Annotated in this window: 15 protein-coding genes; 5 read left to right on the forward strand and 10 right to left on the reverse strand. The window is 72.5% G+C overall.

All coding sequences use genetic code 11. The annotated features are described in order from the left end of the window. Positions 1 to 63: 63 nt before the first annotated feature. Positions 64 to 1053: an aldo/keto reductase gene (locus ABZO31_RS14560; RefSeq protein WP_406861630.1), complete on the reverse strand. Its 990-nt coding sequence runs from the start codon at positions 1051 to 1053 to the stop codon at positions 64 to 66. A gap of 161 nt (positions 1054 to 1214) precedes the next feature. Next, the gene (thpR, locus tag ABZO31_RS14565) at positions 1215 to 1790 is read right to left on the reverse strand and encodes an RNA 2',3'-cyclic phosphodiesterase (protein ID WP_406861631.1); all 576 of its coding nucleotides are present in this window, start codon (positions 1788 to 1790) and stop codon (positions 1215 to 1217) included. Between the two features lie 31 nt (positions 1791 to 1821). Here thpR and ABZO31_RS14570 point away from each other — a divergent pair, with 31 nt between their 5' ends. Beyond that, positions 1822 to 2328 carry a GNAT family N-acetyltransferase gene (locus tag ABZO31_RS14570; protein WP_406861632.1) on the forward strand — a complete coding sequence of 169 codons (507 nt, stop codon included), beginning with the start codon at positions 1822 to 1824 and terminating at the stop codon, positions 2326 to 2328. Positions 2329 to 2356: 28 nt separating this feature from the next. On the opposite strand, the gene ABZO31_RS14575 is transcribed toward ABZO31_RS14570, so the two are convergent. Both ABZO31_RS14575 and ABZO31_RS14580 read right to left on the reverse strand, forming a co-directional pair. Further along, positions 2357 to 3706 (reverse strand): MFS transporter, encoded by a 1350-nt coding sequence (locus ABZO31_RS14575; protein ID WP_406861633.1) that lies wholly within the window; start codon positions 3704 to 3706, stop codon positions 2357 to 2359. Positions 3707 to 3733: 27 nt separating this feature from the next. Next, positions 3734 to 4177, reverse strand: a complete 444-nt coding sequence (locus ABZO31_RS14580; protein ID WP_406861635.1) for a MarR family winged helix-turn-helix transcriptional regulator — start codon at positions 4175 to 4177, stop codon at positions 3734 to 3736. 168 nt (positions 4178 to 4345) lie between these two features. Between ABZO31_RS14580 and ABZO31_RS14585 the strand changes: the two genes are divergently transcribed. Further along, complete coding sequence (locus ABZO31_RS14585; RefSeq protein WP_406861637.1) at positions 4346 to 4549, forward strand: ribbon-helix-helix protein, CopG family; 204 nt, start codon at positions 4346 to 4348, stop codon at positions 4547 to 4549. Here ABZO31_RS14585 and ABZO31_RS14590 read toward each other — a convergent pair. Beyond that, positions 4542 to 5996, reverse strand: coding sequence for an NCS2 family permease (locus ABZO31_RS14590; RefSeq protein ID WP_406861638.1), 1455 nt, complete (start codon positions 5994 to 5996; stop codon positions 4542 to 4544). The genes ABZO31_RS14585 and ABZO31_RS14590 overlap by 8 nt on opposite strands. A 154-nt stretch (positions 5997 to 6150) precedes the next feature. Between ABZO31_RS14590 and ABZO31_RS14595 the strand changes: the two genes are divergently transcribed. Together ABZO31_RS14595 and ABZO31_RS14600 are read left to right on the forward strand one after the other, a co-directional pair. After that, on the forward strand, positions 6151 to 6432 hold the full coding sequence (locus ABZO31_RS14595) for a DUF2530 domain-containing protein (RefSeq protein ID WP_406861639.1): 282 nt from the start codon (positions 6151 to 6153) through the stop codon (positions 6430 to 6432). A 115-nt stretch (positions 6433 to 6547) separates the two neighbouring features. Next, positions 6548 to 8965 (forward strand): HAD-IC family P-type ATPase, encoded by a 2418-nt coding sequence (locus tag ABZO31_RS14600; RefSeq protein ID WP_406861640.1) that lies wholly within the window; start codon positions 6548 to 6550, stop codon positions 8963 to 8965. Positions 8966 to 8967: 2 nt separating this feature from the next. Here ABZO31_RS14600 and ABZO31_RS14605 read toward each other — a convergent pair whose 3' ends face one another. From ABZO31_RS14605 to ABZO31_RS14615, 3 genes are all read right to left on the reverse strand, one after another. Then, complete coding sequence (locus tag ABZO31_RS14605) at positions 8968 to 9423, reverse strand: DUF6114 domain-containing protein (protein WP_406861641.1); 456 nt, start codon at positions 9421 to 9423, stop codon at positions 8968 to 8970. 2 nt (positions 9424 to 9425) lie between these two features. Next, a complete protein-coding gene (locus ABZO31_RS14610) occupies positions 9426 to 10061 on the reverse strand; it encodes a DUF6230 family protein (RefSeq protein ID WP_406861642.1) in 636 nt (211 codons plus the stop codon). Positions 10062 to 10276: 215 nt separating this feature from the next. Further along, the gene (locus ABZO31_RS14615) at positions 10277 to 10933 is read right to left on the reverse strand and encodes a TetR/AcrR family transcriptional regulator (RefSeq protein WP_406861643.1); all 657 of its coding nucleotides are present in this window, start codon (positions 10931 to 10933) and stop codon (positions 10277 to 10279) included. 299 nt (positions 10934 to 11232) lie between these two features. Here ABZO31_RS14615 and ABZO31_RS14620 point away from each other — a divergent pair, with 299 nt between their 5' ends. Beyond that, entirely contained in the window at positions 11233 to 11898 is a 666-nt protein-coding gene (locus ABZO31_RS14620; protein WP_406861644.1) for a Tat pathway signal sequence domain protein, read from the forward strand. 14 nt (positions 11899 to 11912) lie between these two features. Here ABZO31_RS14620 and ABZO31_RS14625 read toward each other — a convergent pair whose 3' ends face one another. Continuing rightward, positions 11913 to 15104 (reverse strand): sacsin N-terminal ATP-binding-like domain-containing protein, encoded by a 3192-nt coding sequence (locus ABZO31_RS14625; protein WP_406861645.1) that lies wholly within the window; start codon positions 15102 to 15104, stop codon positions 11913 to 11915. 105 nt (positions 15105 to 15209) lie between these two features. Continuing rightward, entirely contained in the window at positions 15210 to 16145 is a 936-nt protein-coding gene (locus tag ABZO31_RS14630) for a DUF3027 domain-containing protein (RefSeq protein WP_406861646.1), read from the reverse strand. Positions 16146 to 16473 lie beyond the last annotated feature (328 nt).

The following is a 16473-nucleotide window of genomic DNA, read 5'->3' on the forward strand; positions in this document are numbered from 1 at the left end:
GCCGAGCGCCGCCGGACCGGGAGCGACCGCTCGCTCACCGCCGGACCCGGTGCGACCGCTCGCTCACCAGGCGAACGCCTCCGGCGACGGACCCAGGCCCGGGAAGATCTCGTCCAGACCCGTCAGGACCTCCTCCGGGAGCTCCAGCTCGACCGCCCGCAGCGCGGACTCCAGCTGCTCCTGCGTGCGCGGGCCGACGATCGGCCCCGTGACGCCGGGCCGGGTCAGCAGCCAGGCCAGCGCCGTCTCGCCCGGCTCCAGACCGTGCTTGTCGAGCAGGTCCTCGTACGCCTGGACCTGCGCCCGCACGGACGTCACCGCCAGCGCGTCCGCCGACCGGCCCTCCGTACGCCGCTTCCCCTCGGCCTCCTTCTTCAGGACGCCGCCGAGCAGCCCGCCGTGCAGCGGGGACCAGGCGATGACACCGAGCCCGTAGTCCTGGGCCGCCGGGATCACCTCCATCTCGGCGCGCCGCTCCGCGAGGTTGTACAGGCACTGCTCGCTGACCAGGCCGACCATGCCGCGCCGGGCGGCCGCCTCGTTGGCCTGGGCGATCTTGTAGCCGGGGAAGTTGGAGGAGGCCGCGTAGAGGATCTTGCCCTGCTGGATCAGGACGTCGATCGCCTGCCAGATCTCCTCGAACGGGGTCCGCCGGTCGATGTGGTGGAACTGGTAGACGTCGATGTGGTCGGTCTGCAGCCGCTTGAGGCTGGCGTCGACGGCGCGGCGGATGTTGACCGCGGAGAGCCGGTCGTGGTTCGGCCAGCGGTCGGCCTCCCGCTCCATGCTCCCGTACACCTTGGTGGCGAGGACGGTCTTGTCGCGGCGGCCGCCGCCCTGGGCGAACCAGGAGCCGATGATCTCCTCGGTGCGGCCCTTGTTCTCGCCCCAGCCGTAGACGTTGGCGGTGTCGACGAAGTTGACGCCGGCGTCGAGGGCGGCGTCCATGATGGCGTGGCTGGCGGGTTCGTCCGTCTGCGGGCCGAAGTTCATCGTGCCGAGGACGAGACGGCTGACCTTGAGTCCGGTACGTCCGAGCTGTGTGTACTTCATGCGGCCAGCCAACTGCTTGGAGTCCGCTCCAGGCAAGGGGCCCCGGCGGCTACCGGCCCGTCACGGACGCCACGGCGATGATCGCGAACAGCAGGACCAGCACGCCGGCCATGATCTGGTTTCGGGTCTTCGGATCCACGTATCGAGCGTAACCCGGGCGGTCAGCCGCCCTGCCCGAGGGGCCAGGTGTCGAGGGTCTCGTAGCGGGGGCCCTCGCCGGGGGTGCCGCCGGCGGGGAGGTTCGAGCGGACGAGGGCGAGCTCGGAGACCTGCCAGCGGGCGCCCTCGAAGTGCGCGAGCCCGTCGACGAAGGGCCGCAGGTCGGCGTGGACGCCGGTGCGGGCGCGGGCGAGCGTGAGGTGGGCGTGGTAGGCCCGGTGCTCGTCCATGGGGATGCCGGCCCGGCGGGCGGCGGCGTCGGAGCGCTCGCCGAGCAGCCGCATGTCGTCCAGCGCCCCGGCCGCGCCGGTCCACAGGGTGCGCTGCCCGAAGTGGCCGCTGCCGTGGAGCCGGAGCGGGAAGGGCGCGGTGCGGTGCGCGGCGCGGGCGAGGCGGGTGCGCAGGTCGGGGAGCAGCGCCTCGTCGACCTCTCCCATGAACGCGAGCGTGAAGTGCCACCCTGGCCGCCCGGTCCAGCGCAGGGCGTCGGCCCCGGGGAGCCGGAGCAGTGCGTCGACCTCGGCGGCGAGCTCGGCAAGCTGGTCGGGCGGCGGCAGGACGGCGGTGAAAAGCCTCATGCCGCGAGTCTGGCAGCCCTAGCCTCGGGTCATGACCTTGACGATCAGGAAGGGCGGGGCGGATGACGTGCCCGCGATACTGGCGATGCTGGACAGCGCGGTGGTGTGGCTGAACGCGCGGGGGAACACCGAGCAGTGGGGGACCGAGCCGTGGTCGGCCCGGGCGTCGTCGGTGGAGAGGGTGAAGGAGATCGTGGCGTCGGGGACGCCGTGGATCGCGGAGCTCGACGGGCGGCCGGCGGGCACGGTGACGCTGACGCCGCACCCCACCCCGTACGTCGAGCCGGTGGACGAGCCGGAGGTGTACGTCCATCTCCTGGTGACCGATGCCCGCTGCCACGGCCGCGGCGTGGGCGCGGCGCTGCTCGCGCACGCGGTGGAGGAGACCCGCCGGCAGGGCGTCTCGCTGCTGCGGGTCGACTGTTACGCGGGCGGGGAGGGGCGTCTGGTCGAGTTCTACGAGGACCAGGGCTTCACCCGGACGCAGGCGTTCACGGTGAAGGACTGGCCGGGGCAGGTGCTCGAACAGCGGGTGTGACCGCTGTGCGCCCCGCCCCGGCCGGGCCTTACGCCGCCGGCTCCAGGGCCGGTTCGGGGTGGCGGCGCACCAGGTGGAAGCGCGGGTGGCCGTGGTGCCAGCGGAGGCGGGGCTTCACGCCGACCGCCCTGGTCAGAATGAGGCCGACCGTCGCGGCGGCGGCGAGCGTCATCAGGCCGCCCGTGGCGAAGCCGACCCGGGCGCCGTACTCGTCGGTCAGCCAGCCCACGATCGGCGCGCCGATCGGGGTGCCGCCGACGAAGACCATCATGTACAGGCTCATGACCCGGCCCCGCATCTCCGGGTCCGTCGCGAGCTGGACCGCCGAGTTCGCGGTCACGTTCACCGTGAGGCCGACCATGCCGATCGGGACGAGGAGCAGCGCGAAGAGCCAGAACGACGGGGCGACGGCCGCCAGGACCTCCAGGACGCCGAAGAGCGCCGCCGCGCCGACGAGGACCCGCAGCCGCGTGCTGCCGCGCTTCGCCGCGAGCAGCGCGCCGGCCAGCGAACCGGCCGCCATCAGCGTGTTCAGGAAGCCGTACGTGCCGGCGCCGACGTGGAACACGTCGTCGGAGAAGGCGGTCAGCCAGATCGGGAAGTTGAAGCCGAAGGTGCCGACGAAGCCCACGAGCACGATCGGCCAGATCAGTTCGGGTCTCCCGGCGACGTACCGCAGCCCCTCCCGCAGCTGCCCCTTGCCGCGCGGCGGGCGGGCCGACGGGTGCAGTTCGGCGGGCCGCATCAGGAGCAGTCCGATCAGCGGCGCGAAGAACGAGAGGCCGTTGAGCAGGAACGCCCAGCCGCTGCCCACCGAGGCGATCAGCAGACCGGCGACGGCCGGGCCGACGAGGCGGGCGCTCTGGAAGTTCGCGGAGTTCAGGGAGACCGCGTTGCGCAGTTGCTCGGGTCCGACCATCTCCGAGACGAAGGACTGCCGCGCCGGGTTGTCGACGACGGTGACCATGCCGAGCAGGAAGGCGACCAGGTAGACGTGCCAGACCTGGATGTGGCCGGAGAGCGTGAGGACGGCGAGCGCGAGGCCGCACAGGCCGAGCGCGCCCTGGCTGAAGAGGAGGATGCGCCGCTTCGGGTACCGGTCGGCGAGCACACCGCCGTACAGGCCGAACAGCAGCATCGGCAGGAACTGCAGGGCCGTCGTGATGCCGACGGCGGCGGAGGAGCCGGTGAGGGTGAGCACCAGCCAGTCCTGGGTGATCCGGGCCATCCAGGTGCCGGTGTTGGAGACGATCGCACCGGTGAAGAAGAGGCGGTAGTTGCGGATCCTGAGGGAGGAGAACGTTCCTCGGCGTTCCGCGGTCGTGTCGTGGGTGGCTGTGCGGACGGGTGCGGAGTCTGCTCCGGGTCCCGTGCTCAAGGTGCGTCGCCTCCTCGGCGTCGGGGGTCAGAGGTGTGCGAGCTTCTCCAGGACGGGCGCGGCCGCACGCAGCCTCGCCCAGTCGTCCTCGTCCAGGCCCTCGGCGAGCGCGGCCAGCCAGGCGTTCCGCTTGCGGCGGCTCTCCTCGAGCATGGCTTCGGCCACCTCGGTCGGGCTGACCACCTTCTGCCGGCGGTCGTCGGGATGGGGCTCCAGTCTGACCAGTCCCTTGGATTCCAGCAGCGCGACGATGCGGGTCATCGACGGCGGCTGGACGTGCTCCTTGCGGGCGAGCTCGCCAGGGGTGGCCGAGCCGCACAGGTGCAGCGTGCCGAGCACCGACATCTCGGTGGGGCTGAGCGACTCGTCGACGCGCTGGTGTTTCAGGCGACGGCCGAGCCGCATCACCGCGGAGCGGAGCGCGTTCACGGCCGCCGCGTCTTCGGCGGTGCCGTGGGACAGGTCAGGCATGTTCTTTAGCGTAACTCATTACTCTTCCTAAAGACCACCCGGTATCCCCGTGTCAGCCTGCGCCGCGCGCGACCGGCCATGCGGAGTCGTTGAATGTGTCACCCAAATGAGTGAGACCCAGCCGGAAAGTGACGCATCGGACCGCTCCGTGGCGCGACCCTGACTCGCATGGGATCGACAGTGCTCAGCCTGCGCATAGACGGTGAGCTGCTCGACCGGCTCCGGGGGCATGCCGCCAAACGCGGAATGAGCGTCCAGGACTATGTCCTTCGGACGCTCATTCGCGACGATTTCGACGAGCGGTTCAAGGCCGCGGTCGACGAGACCGAGAAGTTCTACGGCCGTGCGTCGGAGCCTGAACCGCTTACGTGAGGCCCAGCGCCGGCATCGCGTAGTAGAAGAGGAACACCGCCGAGACGACGTACATGGCCGCCGGGACCTCACGACCCCGGCCGGCCGCCAGCCGCAGCACGGCGAAGGAGATGAAGCCGATGCCGATGCCGTTGGTGATCGAGTACGTGAACGGCATCATCACCATCGCCAGGAACGCCGGCACCGCGATGGTGTAGTCGCTCCAGTCGATCTCCTTGATCGACCCGGCCAGGATCAGGAAGCCCACCGCGAGGAGCGCGGGCGTGGCCGCCTGCGAGGGCACCATCGTGGCCAGCGGCGTGAGGAACAGCGCCACCGAGAACAGCGCGCCCGTCACCACCGACGCCAGACCGGTGCGCGCGCCCTCGCCGACGCCCGCCGTGGACTCCACGAAGCAGGTGGTCGCGGAGGACGAGGTGGCACCGCCGGACGCGACGGCCAGGCCGTCGACGAGCAGGACCTTGTTGATGCCGGGGAAGTTGCCGTCCTTGTCCGTCAGCTTGGCCTCGTCGCCGACGCCGAGGATCGTGCCCATCGCGTCGAAGAAGCAGGACAGCAGCACGGTGAAGACGAAGAGGCTGCCGGTCAGCAGGCCGACCTTCTCGAAGCCGCCGAACAGGCTGACCTCGCCGACCAGCCCGAAGTCGGGGCTCGCGACCGGGTTGCCCGGCCACTCCGGCGTGGTCAGGCCCCAGGACGGGACCTTCGCCACCGTGTTGATCACCATGGCCACGAGCGTCATGACCACGATGGAGATCAGGATCGCGCCGGGGACCTTGCGGATGATCAGTGCGAGGGTGAGCAGGGTGCCCACGACGAAGACCAGCACCGGCCAGCCGCCGAGGTGGCCGTCGGCGCCGAGCTGCAGCGGGACGGTGGTGTGGGCGGCGTCCGGGATACGGGAGACGAAACCGGAGTCGACCAGGCCGATCAGCATGATGAACAGGCCGATGCCGATCGCGATGCCCTTGCGCAGGCCGACCGGGACGGCGTTCATCACGCGCTCCCGCAGACCCGTCGCCACCAGCAGCATCACGACCACACCCGCGAGCACGACCATGCCCATGGCGTCCGGCCAGGACATCCGCGGGGCGAGCTGGAGGGCGACGACCGTGTTGACGCCGAGGCCGGCCGCCAGCGCGATCGGGACGTTGCCGATGACGCCCATGAGCAGCGTGGACAGGGCCGCGGTGAGCACCGTGGCGGTGACCAGCTGGCCGCTGTCGAGCTGGTGCCCGTACATGTCCTTGGCACTGCCGAGGATGATCGGGTTCAGCACGATGATGTAGGCCATCGCGAAGAAGGTGGCGAAGCCGCCGCGGACCTCGCGGGCGACGGTGGAGCCGCGCTCGGAGATCCGGAAGTAGCGGTCGACCGCCGAGGCCGGCTGTTGCTGCGGCGCGGACGGCTCGGGAGACAGGGCCTTGGCGGGGGCCGTGGTGCTCATGGAAGGTCCTCGGGTGTTCCTCATGGGGGGTCCTCGTTGGCGGTTCATACGAGGAAAACCGGCCTGAGGGAAACCGTTTCAGTATGAACACATAATCCGAAGAGCGTCTATCTCCGCGCGTAGACCCCCCAGGGCCTGCCTCTAAACTGAGCCCATGGCGAAGTGGACCCCCAAGCACGAGGCGCCCGAGCCCCTGGAGGGGCCCGTCGTCGCCACCATCACCGGCGGCACGATCCTGTGGTTCGTCCTGTTCGTCGTCCAGGTCCCGTTCTACGGCTGGTACGCCGACCACAACGCGACCTCGTGGATCTGGACCTGCCTCGCCGGCGCGGGCCTCGGCCTCATCGGCATCTGGTACGTCCGCAAGCGCGACGCCGCGATCAAGCGCGCGCAGGCGGCGGGCGCGGCCGGGTCCACCGACGGGGAGACCCCGTAGCCCTCGGGGCCGAGGGAAACCCCGTAGCACCACGGGACCATTTCCGTCCTACCCTGGTCTGAACTTCCGTTCGCTCGGCGGGTGAAGCCGCCCTTCCGGCCGTACCGTCGGAAACATGACCCAGCGGGCGAAGATCGACACCGACGGAGACACGCCACCCGGCGACACGGAGGCGCACGCGCATGTCGTGCACCGCGCCGCCGGACTGACCTCGGCCGAGGTCGCCGAGCGGGTCGCCCGCGGCGAGATCAACGACGTACCCGTACGCAGCTCCCGCTCCACCGCCGACATCGTCCGGGGCAACGTCTTCACCCGGTTCAACGCCATCATCGGCGTGCTCTGGGTGATCATGCTGATCGTCGCGCCCATCCAGGACAGCCTCTTCGGCTTCGTGATCATCGCCAACACCGGCATCGGCATCGTCCAGGAACTGCGCGCCAAGAAGACCCTCGACGGGCTCGCCGTCATCGGCGAGGCCAAGCCGACCGTCCGGCGCGACGGCGTCGCCGGCGAGGTGTCCACCTCCGAGATCGTGCTCGGCGACCTGATCGAACTCGGACCCGGCGACAAGATCGTGGTCGACGGCGAGGTCGCCGAGGCGGACAGCCTCGAGGTCGACGAGTCGCTGCTGACCGGCGAGGCCGACCCCGTACTGAAGAAGCCCGGCGACCGGATGATGTCCGGGTCCTTCGTGGTCGCCGGCGGCGGCGCCTTCACCGCCACGAAGGTGGGGCGCGAGGCGTACGCGGCGCAGCTCGCCGAGGAGGCGTCGCGCTTCACCCTCGTCCACTCCGAGCTGCGCTCCGGCATCTCCACGATCCTCAAGTACGTGACCTGGATGATGGTGCCGACCGCGATCGGGCTCGTCGTCAGCCAGCTGGTGGTCAAGGAGAGCGACTTCAAGAACTCGGTCGCGCGAACCGTCGGCGGCATCGTCCCGATGATCCCCGAGGGCCTGGTCCTGCTCACCTCCGTCGCCTTCGCGATCGGGGTGATCCGGCTCGGCCGCAAGCAGTGCCTGGTGCAGGAGCTGCCCGCCATCGAGGGCCTGGCCCGCGTCGACGTCGTCTGCCTCGACAAGACCGGCACGCTCACCGAGGGCGGCATGGACGTCACCCAGCTGCGCACCCTGGACGGCGCGGACGAGACGTACGTACGGAAGGTCCTCGGCGCGCTCGGCGAGTCCGACCCCCGGCCCAACGCCTCCCTCCAGGCGATCATCGACGCCTACCCCGACAGCGTGGACTGGCGCTGCACGGAGTCCCTGCCCTTCTCCTCCGCCCGCAAGTACAGCGGCGCGGCCTTCAGCGAGGGCGATGGGGAGTCGTCCACCTGGCTGCTCGGCGCGCCCGACGTGCTGCTGCCGGCCGGGGACCCGGCGCTGGCCGAGACCGACCGGCTCAACGAGCAGGGCCTGCGGGTGCTGCTGCTGGCCCGGGCCGCCGGGGACCTCGACTCCCCCGAGGTCGCGAAGGGGGCCACGCCCACCGCCCTGGTCGTCCTGGAGCAGCGGCTGCGGCCGGACGCCGCGGCCACGCTCGCGTACTTCGCCGACCAGAACGTGGCCGCGAAGGTCATCTCCGGCGACAACGCGGTCTCGGTCGGCGCGGTCGCCGGCAAGCTCGGCCTGCCCGGCGCCGCGCACACCGTCGACGCCCGCCGCCTGCCGGAGGAGCGGGAGGCGATGGGCCGGGACCTGGACGCCCACACCGTCTTCGGCCGGGTCACCCCGCAGCAGAAGCGGGACATGGTCGGGGCGCTGCAGTCCCGCGGGCACACGGTCGCCATGACCGGCGACGGCGTGAACGACGTCCTCGCCCTGAAGGACGCGGACATCGGCGTCGCCATGGGCTCGGGCTCCGAGGCGACCCGGGCGGTCGCGCAGATCGTGCTCCTGAACAACAGCTTCGCCACGCTGCCGTCGGTGGTCGCCGAGGGCCGCCGGGTCATCGGCAACATCACCCGCGTCGCCACGCTCTTCCTGGTGAAGACGGTGTACTCGGTGCTGCTCGCGATCCTGGTGGTCTGCTCCCAGGTCGAGTACCCCTTCCTGCCCCGCCACCTCACGCTGCTGTCCACGCTGACCATCGGCGTCCCGGCGTTCTTCCTCGCCCTCGCGCCCAACAAGGAGCGGGCGAAACCGAACTTCGTGCGGCGGGTGATGCGGTACGCGATCCCGGGCGGCGTGATCGCCGCCGCGGCGACCTTCGCCACGTACCTGATCGCCCGCTCGCACTACAGCGGGACGGGAGCGCTGGAGGCGGAGACCAGCGCGGCCACGCTGACGCTGTTCCTGGTCGCCATGTGGGTGCTGGCGATCGTCGCCCGCCCGTACACCTGGTGGCGGATCGCGCTGGTCGGGGCGATGAGCGGGGCGTTCCTGCTGGTCCTGGTCGTGCCGTGGCTGCAGGACTTCTTCGCGCTGAAGCTGGTCGGGGTGACGATGCCGTGGACGGCGGTCGCGATCGCGGCGGCGGGGGCCGGGCTGCTGGAGTTCGCGTGGCGGTGGGTGGACAGCAAGTTCCCGGCTTAGGTTCAGGCTGGCGCTTTACGGCTCCGCAGCCACCGCCGCCGGGCCCGGGCCGGCTGGTCGGGATCCCAGCCGAAGGCGAGCGAGCTGCCCACCACTCCCAGCAGCAGGCCGATGAAGAAGCCGCCGAGGTTGGAGGTCAGCCAGCTCGCGAGGGACGCGAGGACGGCGACGACCGAGTAGAACAGCCGCTGGCGCGGGTTGAAGACGATCAGCAGCCCGCAGACGACCATGATCACCGGCATGACGTAGCCGATGAGGCTGTCGGCGCCGGCGGTGAGGATCACGGAGATGCTGGCCCGTTGGGTGAGCAGGATCTCGCCGCCGCCGAGGGCGACGGCGAGACCCGCACCGAACGGCCGGCGGTGCCGCCAGCGGCGGAAGGCCGCCCAGGGATGCGTACGGCGACGCCCCGCAGCGGTCGTCTCGTCGACCGTGCTGCCGTCGGTGCCCTGCGTCATCGTCAGCAGCCCTCCGAGGCGAAGGTCATGCGCAGATCGGGCAGGGTGAAGCGGGCGGCGGTGGTGGCGTAGTTGGTCTGCCGCAGGTCCTTGAGCGTGACCGTGTCGGCCTGCTGGCCGAAGACGCCCAGGGGGCCCTTGACCGGGGGCTTGTCGAAGGTGGACGCGTCGCCGCCGATCTCGATGTTGTCGAAGGCGGCGAGCTTGCCGGAGATGTCGGTGGAGTCGGTGGTGAGGCCCGTGGCCTTGACGTCGGTGCCCTTGTTCCCGGCGGTGATCTTCAGGAAGGTGCCGCCGAGTTCGACGCTCTGGCAGAGGTTGGTGAGCTGCGCCTCGCGGATGGCGGTGACGATGACGAGGACCTGGCCGCCGGTGTCGCCCTCGTTCGGACTGCCCTCGGCCATGTGGTCCAGGCCCCCGAACTGGCCGAAGCCCCGGCCTTCGAGGGAGTCCGCGGCGACGGTGAACGGCATGCCGGAGATGGCGAACTGGGCGGCGAGCGCACCCTGGGCGGTGAGGACGACGAGCCCGGCGGCGGCGGCCAGCGCCGGTAAGCCCATGTACGCCGCGCGGCGGTAGCGGACCCGGCCGCGGCGCTCGGACTCTCCGGCGCCGCGGGGAGCTTCGGACAGTGCCATGAGGTGCTCCTGACATAGATGAGGAAACAGACCTGCGCGGCGTTGTCCTGGCGCGGACGACGAACGGTCCCCCGACCCGCCTGGGTCTTCCTCCGTGCTGACGCGCTGACGTACCGACGTACTGAGGCAGCCGTGCCGCAGGGAACCGTTCCGGAACGTACGCCCGTTATTACTCGCGAGTCAATTGCCGTGCAGAAACCGCTTGTTGCCGTCCGTCAGGGCCTGCGGAACGGCGAGACCACCACATGCACCAGGGATTCGAGAAGCAGCGGCAGCGCGTCCCCCCGCCCCTCGTCGACGGCCCGGTGCACCGCGGCGTGCACGGCCCCCACGACGGTGTCGACCAGCTCGCCCCGCTCGACGCCGTCCGGTCCGGGCGGGGCGTCGGAGAAGAACCGCCGAAAACTGGCCAGAAGTTCGGCCCGGGCACGGCGCCCCGCGGGCCCCACGCACTCGATCTCGACCACCATGCTCGCGAACACCGGATTGCGGGCCAGCAGCTCGAGCATCGCCCGCAGCCCGGCCCGTACGGCGGCGGGCCAGGCGGCCGCCCCGCCGGCCCCGCCGTACGCCTGCTCCATGGCACGGACGACGATCCGGGTGCCGCCGAGATACGCGGCGATGACGGCGTCCTCCTTGCCGGAGAACAGCTCGTAGAAGACCGGACGGGTCACTCCGGCGGCCCGGCAGATGTCGCTGATCCGGGCACCCGCATAGCCGTTGGCGGCGACGGTACGGGCGACCCCGTCGAGCAGCCGCTCCCGCTGCCGCGAGGCGACCTGCTCCGCGGTCAGCCGCCGCGGCCCGGGCCGCAGCGAACGCTCCGGCTCCCGCCCGGTGCGGGCACCGGGCAGAACGAATGCGTCGCTCATCGGCCACATCCTCCCGGGGTGTTGACGGCACGGACGGGCAGAGTTACAACCCTCATGGGTTTTCCTCTAGGTGCACGAAGCATCGACTCCACGTGATCGAGCCGGAGTCGATGTCCCGCACCGATCGAGTATCACGCCCGAACGCGCAACAGAACACCGCCGCCGGGACATCCGTGGCGCCGGACCGTTCCGGCGGTGGCAAGAGCCGCGCACACACGCAACCGGACATCCCCCGGTACGCACCCCACCCACGCGTACCGCCGCGTTACGTCACCCCACCCCGAAGAAAGGCAACCGCCATGGGCAAGCGCGCCCTCACCGCCACCGGCCTCGCGATCGCCGCGACGCTGACCGCCGCCCTGACCGCCACCGCGCACGCGACCGCCACCGCGGGCAACGTGCTGACCACCGGCAGCGCCGGCGGCACGGCCGTCGCCGCCGGCGACGTGCTCACCGCCTCGCTCGCCACCGGCAACCAGGCGAAGATCGCCACCACGCTGGGCGGCAGCACCGGCATCACCTGCAACGCCTCGGCCTTCACCGCCACGGTCGACACCAACCCGGCCGCACCGGGCACGGCGACCGAGACGCTGACGGCGCACACGTTAAGCAGCTGTACGACGAACATCTTCGGCGCCACGGGCGTCCAGAGCATCACGGTGAACAACCTCCCGTACGCCACGTCCGTGACGTCCGGCGGCACCCTCCAGGTCACGGCCGGCGCGACCGGCCCGATCCAGACCACCCTGAAGATCAACACGGTCCTCGGCGTGACGACCTGCGTCTACCGCGCGACGAGCCTCACCGCCACCCCGAACAACGCCGACAACTCCCTCGCCTTCGCCAACCAGCAGTTCACCAAGGCGACCGGCCCCGGCACCTGCCCCGCCAACGGCTACTTCAGCGCCACGTACGGCCCGGTCAAGGACACCACCCAGGGCGGCGCCCCCGTCTTCGTGAACTGACCCGTCCGAGCCGGCTAGTCGAACCACCTGTCCCGGGCGAGTTCCGTCGTCCGGGACGGGTCCTCGAGGAGGGCGGCGACCTCGAAGCGGCGGGGCCATTGGCCTGCCGCCCAGGCGAGGCCGGCGGCGACGCCTTCCAGGGTCGCGGCGTGGATGACGCCGTCGGGCGTGCGGCGCCAGTCCAGTTCGACGCCGCCGGCACGGAGTTCCTCGTGCTCGACGTACGACGACGGGGTCGCCGGGCCCAGAAGGGCGTGGACGGACTGCGGGACCTCGTGCTCCTCGCCCGTCGTCGTGACCTCGGCCTCCACCGCCTCGCTCAGACGGCGGACCTGGAAGAGCTCCGCAAGGTCCGCCGCCCGGGCGGGGGACACCGGGAGGAGCGGGAGGCCCCCCGTGAGCGGGAGGAGGTCAGGGGCGTCCGCCACCAGGGCCTCCGCCGCGTCCACGACCACCAGCTCGCCGTCCACCACCGCGCGCAGTTCGTCCGGGAGCGTGACCTGGTCCGGGTCCAGGTCGGCCAGGGCTGTGTACAGGGCGTGCAGCTGGGCGCCGGAGACCTCGCGGTCCGGGTCGGCCAGGCGGGACAGGAGCTCCGCCGCGCCGCCGGGCTCGTCGAGCAGCGCGGCCACCGAGGTGCGGACACCCAGGGCCCGCAGGACCTGCTCGTCCTCGAAGCCGGTCGCGTCGGCGGAGTCGTACAGGCCCTTCAGCAGCGGATCCGTGCCCGCGGCGCGCAGACCGGCCGGGCGGCGGCCGTCCAGGACCGGGTGGTCGCGCAGCCACCACGCCGTGTACGAGCGCACCGTCTCCGTCGTGCCGTCCGGCAGCAGCACCCGCACCGGCTGCGTCAGCGCGTCCCGCAGCGGCGGCTGCGCGAGCAGCGCCAGCGCCTGCGGCCAGGCGTCGTCGTCGACCAGGTCCAGGTCCCGTACCGCGACGATCTCCGTGGCGACGGGCGGTACCGGCGTCTCCGGGAGACGGTCCAGGACGTCCTCGCACCACACGTCGACCGCGTCGAGCAGGCCCGGGTCGTCCGGCTCCGGGAAGTCGCTCTCGCGGGGCTCCAGTTCGTCCGGGTCGAGGACCAGGTCCGTGGCCCGTACGAGGGCGAAGTTCGCCAGCACACCACAGGCGGCCAGCGGCTGCTCGCCCCAGCGGGACGCCACCTCCGCGTCCACCAAGGGGAGTTCGTCCTCGCGCATCACCGCCGCGAAGGCGCTGCCCGGCAGGACCAGCTCACCCGCCGGGGCGAGTTCGCCGTCCTCGTCCGGGAGGGCCAGGGCACCGAGCCACGGTTCGTCGCCCGGTTCCAGTTCCGCCTCGCGGACCAGCTGGAGGACGATCTCCGCGAGCTCGTCGGCGTCGGGCGCGTCCGCGTCCTCGTCCCAGACCTCGCCCGCGTCCAGCGAACCCGCCACCGCGGCCCGTACCTGCGGGGTCGTCAGGATCGCCCGGGGCGTCGCCGGCAGCGCCCCCAGCTTCTCCAGGAGCGGGTGCGCGGCGTCCGGGTGCACCACCTTCAGGCCGAGCCGCGTCAGGTCCGCGGGGGTGTGCTCCTGCGGGAGGAGCAGGTGGCGGGGGCCGACGGCGGTACGCGTGGGGCCCGACGGCGTCTCCGCGCCCTCGCCCGACGCCTCGTACGCGCCCTCCCCCGGCTCCTCCTGCTCCCGCCCGTTCGCCAGCGGCACCGGCAGACCCGTCAGACGGTCCGGGTCCACACCCGACAGCGAGTCGTACAGCCGCCACCACCACGACGGCGCCCGGTCCACGGCGGCCAGCCGGTCCACCGCCTCCGTCAGCGGCACCCGGCCGACGCCCAGCGCGCGCAGCTCGGCGCGGCGCTCCAGACCGGCGGGGAGCAGCGTCGGGAAGACCTCCGCCAGGACCCGTACCGTCTCGGCGCCCGCGCCCTCGACGACCTCGGCCTCCACCGGCCGCAGCGCCGGCAGCTCCTCGCTCGGCACCGCCGGCGCGAGGAACGCGACGCGCGGCAGCCGCTCCAGGATCGCGGCGCGCAGCGCCCCGTCCAGGACGCCCTTGCCGATCGGGCCGGGCACCAGGTCGAGGGTGCCGGTGCCCACGGGCTGCCAGTCGCCGAGGAGTTCGGCGTACGCCTCCGCCGCCCGCGCGACGACGAAGTCCGTCAGCGGGCCGGGCGCCGGGTGCCGGCGCGCGGTGTCCAGCGGCAGGGACGCGATGAGCAGGGCGGGGACGCCGAGCGGCTCGTCGGTGGGCGTCGGCGCGTGGACGACCGGCGCGGTGGCCGGGCGCTCCGGGGCGCCCTCGGCGTCCACCGGTACGGCCCAGGTCACCGACCAGTGCGGACGCAGGCGTTCCTCGACGGGCCGGTCCGCGAGGAGCGCCGGGTCGAGCGGGCCGCCCCGGGCGACGGTCCGCCAGCGGCGGGGCGCGGGCGCGGCGGAGTCGTCGACGACGACATAGCCGTACTCCTCGGAACGGCGCAGCGTACGGACGCCGTCCGGGGTCTCGACGACGATCTCGGCGAGGCCGGACAGCGTGAGCAGCAGCGCGTCGTCGATGCCGCCCAGCAGCCGCTCGGCGAGGTCGACGGCGGCGGAGTCGCGCAGCGGCAGCACGACGACCGTGTCGTACCCGTCGGGCGCGGTGCCCTCGGCGGGCAGCGGCAGCCGCAGCAGCGGTACGTGACCGTCGCGGCGGCGCAACTCGTCGCCGAGGCCGGGGCTGTGCCGGGCCGTCTCGGCGGCGAGCTCGCGGGCCTCGGCGAGGGACCAGCGGACGCCGCCGTGCCGGCCCAGGACGGCGGGCTCGTCGGTGACGGCGAGGACGGCGGCGAAGCCGACGCCGAACCGGCCGACCGCCGCGGTGTCGTGCTCCCGCTTCGCGGACGCCCGGAGCGTCGACAGCGACTCGACACCGGTCGCGTCGAGCGGCGCGCCCGTGTTGGCGGCCGCGAGCGCGGCAGGACCCTCGGCGTCCGCCGGGTGCAGGGTCAGCCGGAGCCGGCCGGTGACGCCGGCCCGGCGGGCGGCGTCGGCGGCGTTCTGGGCGAGCTCGACGACGAGACGGTCGCGGTACCCGCCGAGGACGAGGTCCTCCTCGGCGTTGGCGTCCTCACGGAACCGCGCCCCGCTCGCACCCCAGGCGTCGAGGACGCCCCGGCGCAGGCGGGCGGTGCCGAAGGGGTCGGCTCCGTCGGTCGTCGTCCGGACGCTGGTCCTCACGGCTGACTCCTCGTGTACGGCGGGTACAGCAGGTCGTGTACCCGGTGCCGCCGAAGGTACCGCGCGAGGAGTGCGGGCCGGGCCCGGGGCCCGCCGCCCGCCGGCCTACGAGTGACCCAGGTCGTCCGACGTGGTGTCGGCCTCCGGCACCGAGCCGGAGTCCTTGTCCGGACGCAGCGGGAACTCGTCCGCGGCCATCGAGTCGAGGACCGGGGCCGCCGGGCGCGGCGGCTTCGGCATGACCGCGGCCTCCGAGTGACCGCCGCAGCCGTACGACAGCGACACGACCCGGCCGTCCGCCGGCGAGAACTCGTTGGCACAGATGCCGAACGCCTGCCGCAGCGACCCCGCCAGCGGCACCAGGAACGCGCACGACTCGCAGGACGCCGGCGCCGCCTGCGCCATCGGCGTCTTCGCGCCGAACGCCTCGTCCCAGCGGTCCGCCGCCACATGCAGCCCGTACCGCGACAGGACCCGCGCCCGCCGCATCCCGAGCTCCTCCGCGACCGAGGCGATCGCCCCGCGCGAGGGGGTGCGGGAGGTGATCTCGGCGTCCTCGGCGTCGAGGTGGTCCGCCATCTCCTCCGAGACCGCGGAGTTCGGCGGCGGCGCGTCCTCGCCGCTGTACCCGGGCTCCAGCCGCAGGTCGTCCGCCTCCGTCGGCAGCAGGTCGCCCGGGCCCATGTCGCCCGGCCGCAGCCGCTCGCTCCACGGCACCCACTCCGGCGCGAGCAGCGCGTCGGAGCCCGGCAGCAGGACGGTTTCGTCAAGCGTGACGTTCTTGGCGCGGGAGGCGCGCGTGACGGTGACCGCCCACCGCCAGCCGCGGTAGCCCGGCTCCTGGCACTCGAAGTAGTGCGTGACGACCCGGTCGCCGTCCGCGACCACCCCGGCGTGCTCCCCGACGATGCCGGGCGCCGCGAGCTCCTCCGCCGCCGCGCGGGCGAGGTCTACCGCCTCGGCGCACAGACGGTCGGGGGTACGCGTACGCGTGGCACGCGGGGTACGGCTTCGCGTCGTCGCAGCACTCGCAGCACTCACAGGTCTCGCTTCTCTCCATACGCCGTCTCACGGGTGCGCCGGCCGAGGAGCGAGCAGTGACGAGCGGTGTACGGGCGGCGGGCGGAGCGGACCTGGGGGCCGCATCGACGTCCGCGCCCGACGTTTCTCGTGAGTCTCGCGAGTCTCGGGCACACCTACCAGCATCCATTCTGCGGGATGCCGAAGAGGCGCGCGGCCGAGAACTTCCGCCGGTGGCGCGCTACGCACGCTACCCCGTCCGCAGCCCCCTTCCCACCTGCCCGCCCCAAGAGACCTCCAACCCGGGTCGCGGAAGGGGGGTGGAGAGCAGGTGAGTGGGGGACGATGA

The sequence above is a fragment of the Streptomyces solicamelliae genome, from assembly GCF_045348655.1.
Classification (GTDB): Bacteria; Actinomycetota; Actinomycetes; order Streptomycetales; family Streptomycetaceae; genus Streptomyces; species Streptomyces solicamelliae.

What these genes read in the sequence shown, in the direction of transcription:
- ABZO31_RS14560 (WP_406861630.1), bottom strand. Translation starts at nt 1,053, where the DNA reads ATGAAGTACACACAGCTCGGACGTACCGGACTCAAGGTCAGCCGTCTC.
- thpR (WP_406861631.1), bottom strand. Translation starts at nt 1,790, where the DNA reads ATGAGGCTTTTCACCGCCGTCCTGCCGCCGCCCGACCAGCTTGCCGAG.
- ABZO31_RS14570 (WP_406861632.1), top strand. Translation starts at nt 1,822, where the DNA reads ATGACCTTGACGATCAGGAAGGGCGGGGCGGATGACGTGCCCGCGATA.
- ABZO31_RS14580 (WP_406861635.1), bottom strand. Translation starts at nt 4,177, where the DNA reads ATGCCTGACCTGTCCCACGGCACCGCCGAAGACGCGGCGGCCGTGAAC.
- ABZO31_RS14585 (WP_406861637.1), top strand. Translation starts at nt 4,346, where the DNA reads ATGGGATCGACAGTGCTCAGCCTGCGCATAGACGGTGAGCTGCTCGAC.
- ABZO31_RS14590 (WP_406861638.1), bottom strand. Translation starts at nt 5,996, where the DNA reads ATGAGCACCACGGCCCCCGCCAAGGCCCTGTCTCCCGAGCCGTCCGCG.
- ABZO31_RS14595 (WP_406861639.1), top strand. Translation starts at nt 6,151, where the DNA reads ATGGCGAAGTGGACCCCCAAGCACGAGGCGCCCGAGCCCCTGGAGGGG.
- ABZO31_RS14600 (WP_406861640.1), top strand. Translation starts at nt 6,548, where the DNA reads ATGACCCAGCGGGCGAAGATCGACACCGACGGAGACACGCCACCCGGC.
- ABZO31_RS14605 (WP_406861641.1), bottom strand. Translation starts at nt 9,423, where the DNA reads ATGACGCAGGGCACCGACGGCAGCACGGTCGACGAGACGACCGCTGCG.
- ABZO31_RS14610 (WP_406861642.1), bottom strand. Translation starts at nt 10,061, where the DNA reads ATGGCACTGTCCGAAGCTCCCCGCGGCGCCGGAGAGTCCGAGCGCCGC.
- ABZO31_RS14615 (WP_406861643.1), bottom strand. Translation starts at nt 10,933, where the DNA reads ATGAGCGACGCATTCGTTCTGCCCGGTGCCCGCACCGGGCGGGAGCCG.
- ABZO31_RS14620 (WP_406861644.1), top strand. Translation starts at nt 11,233, where the DNA reads ATGGGCAAGCGCGCCCTCACCGCCACCGGCCTCGCGATCGCCGCGACG.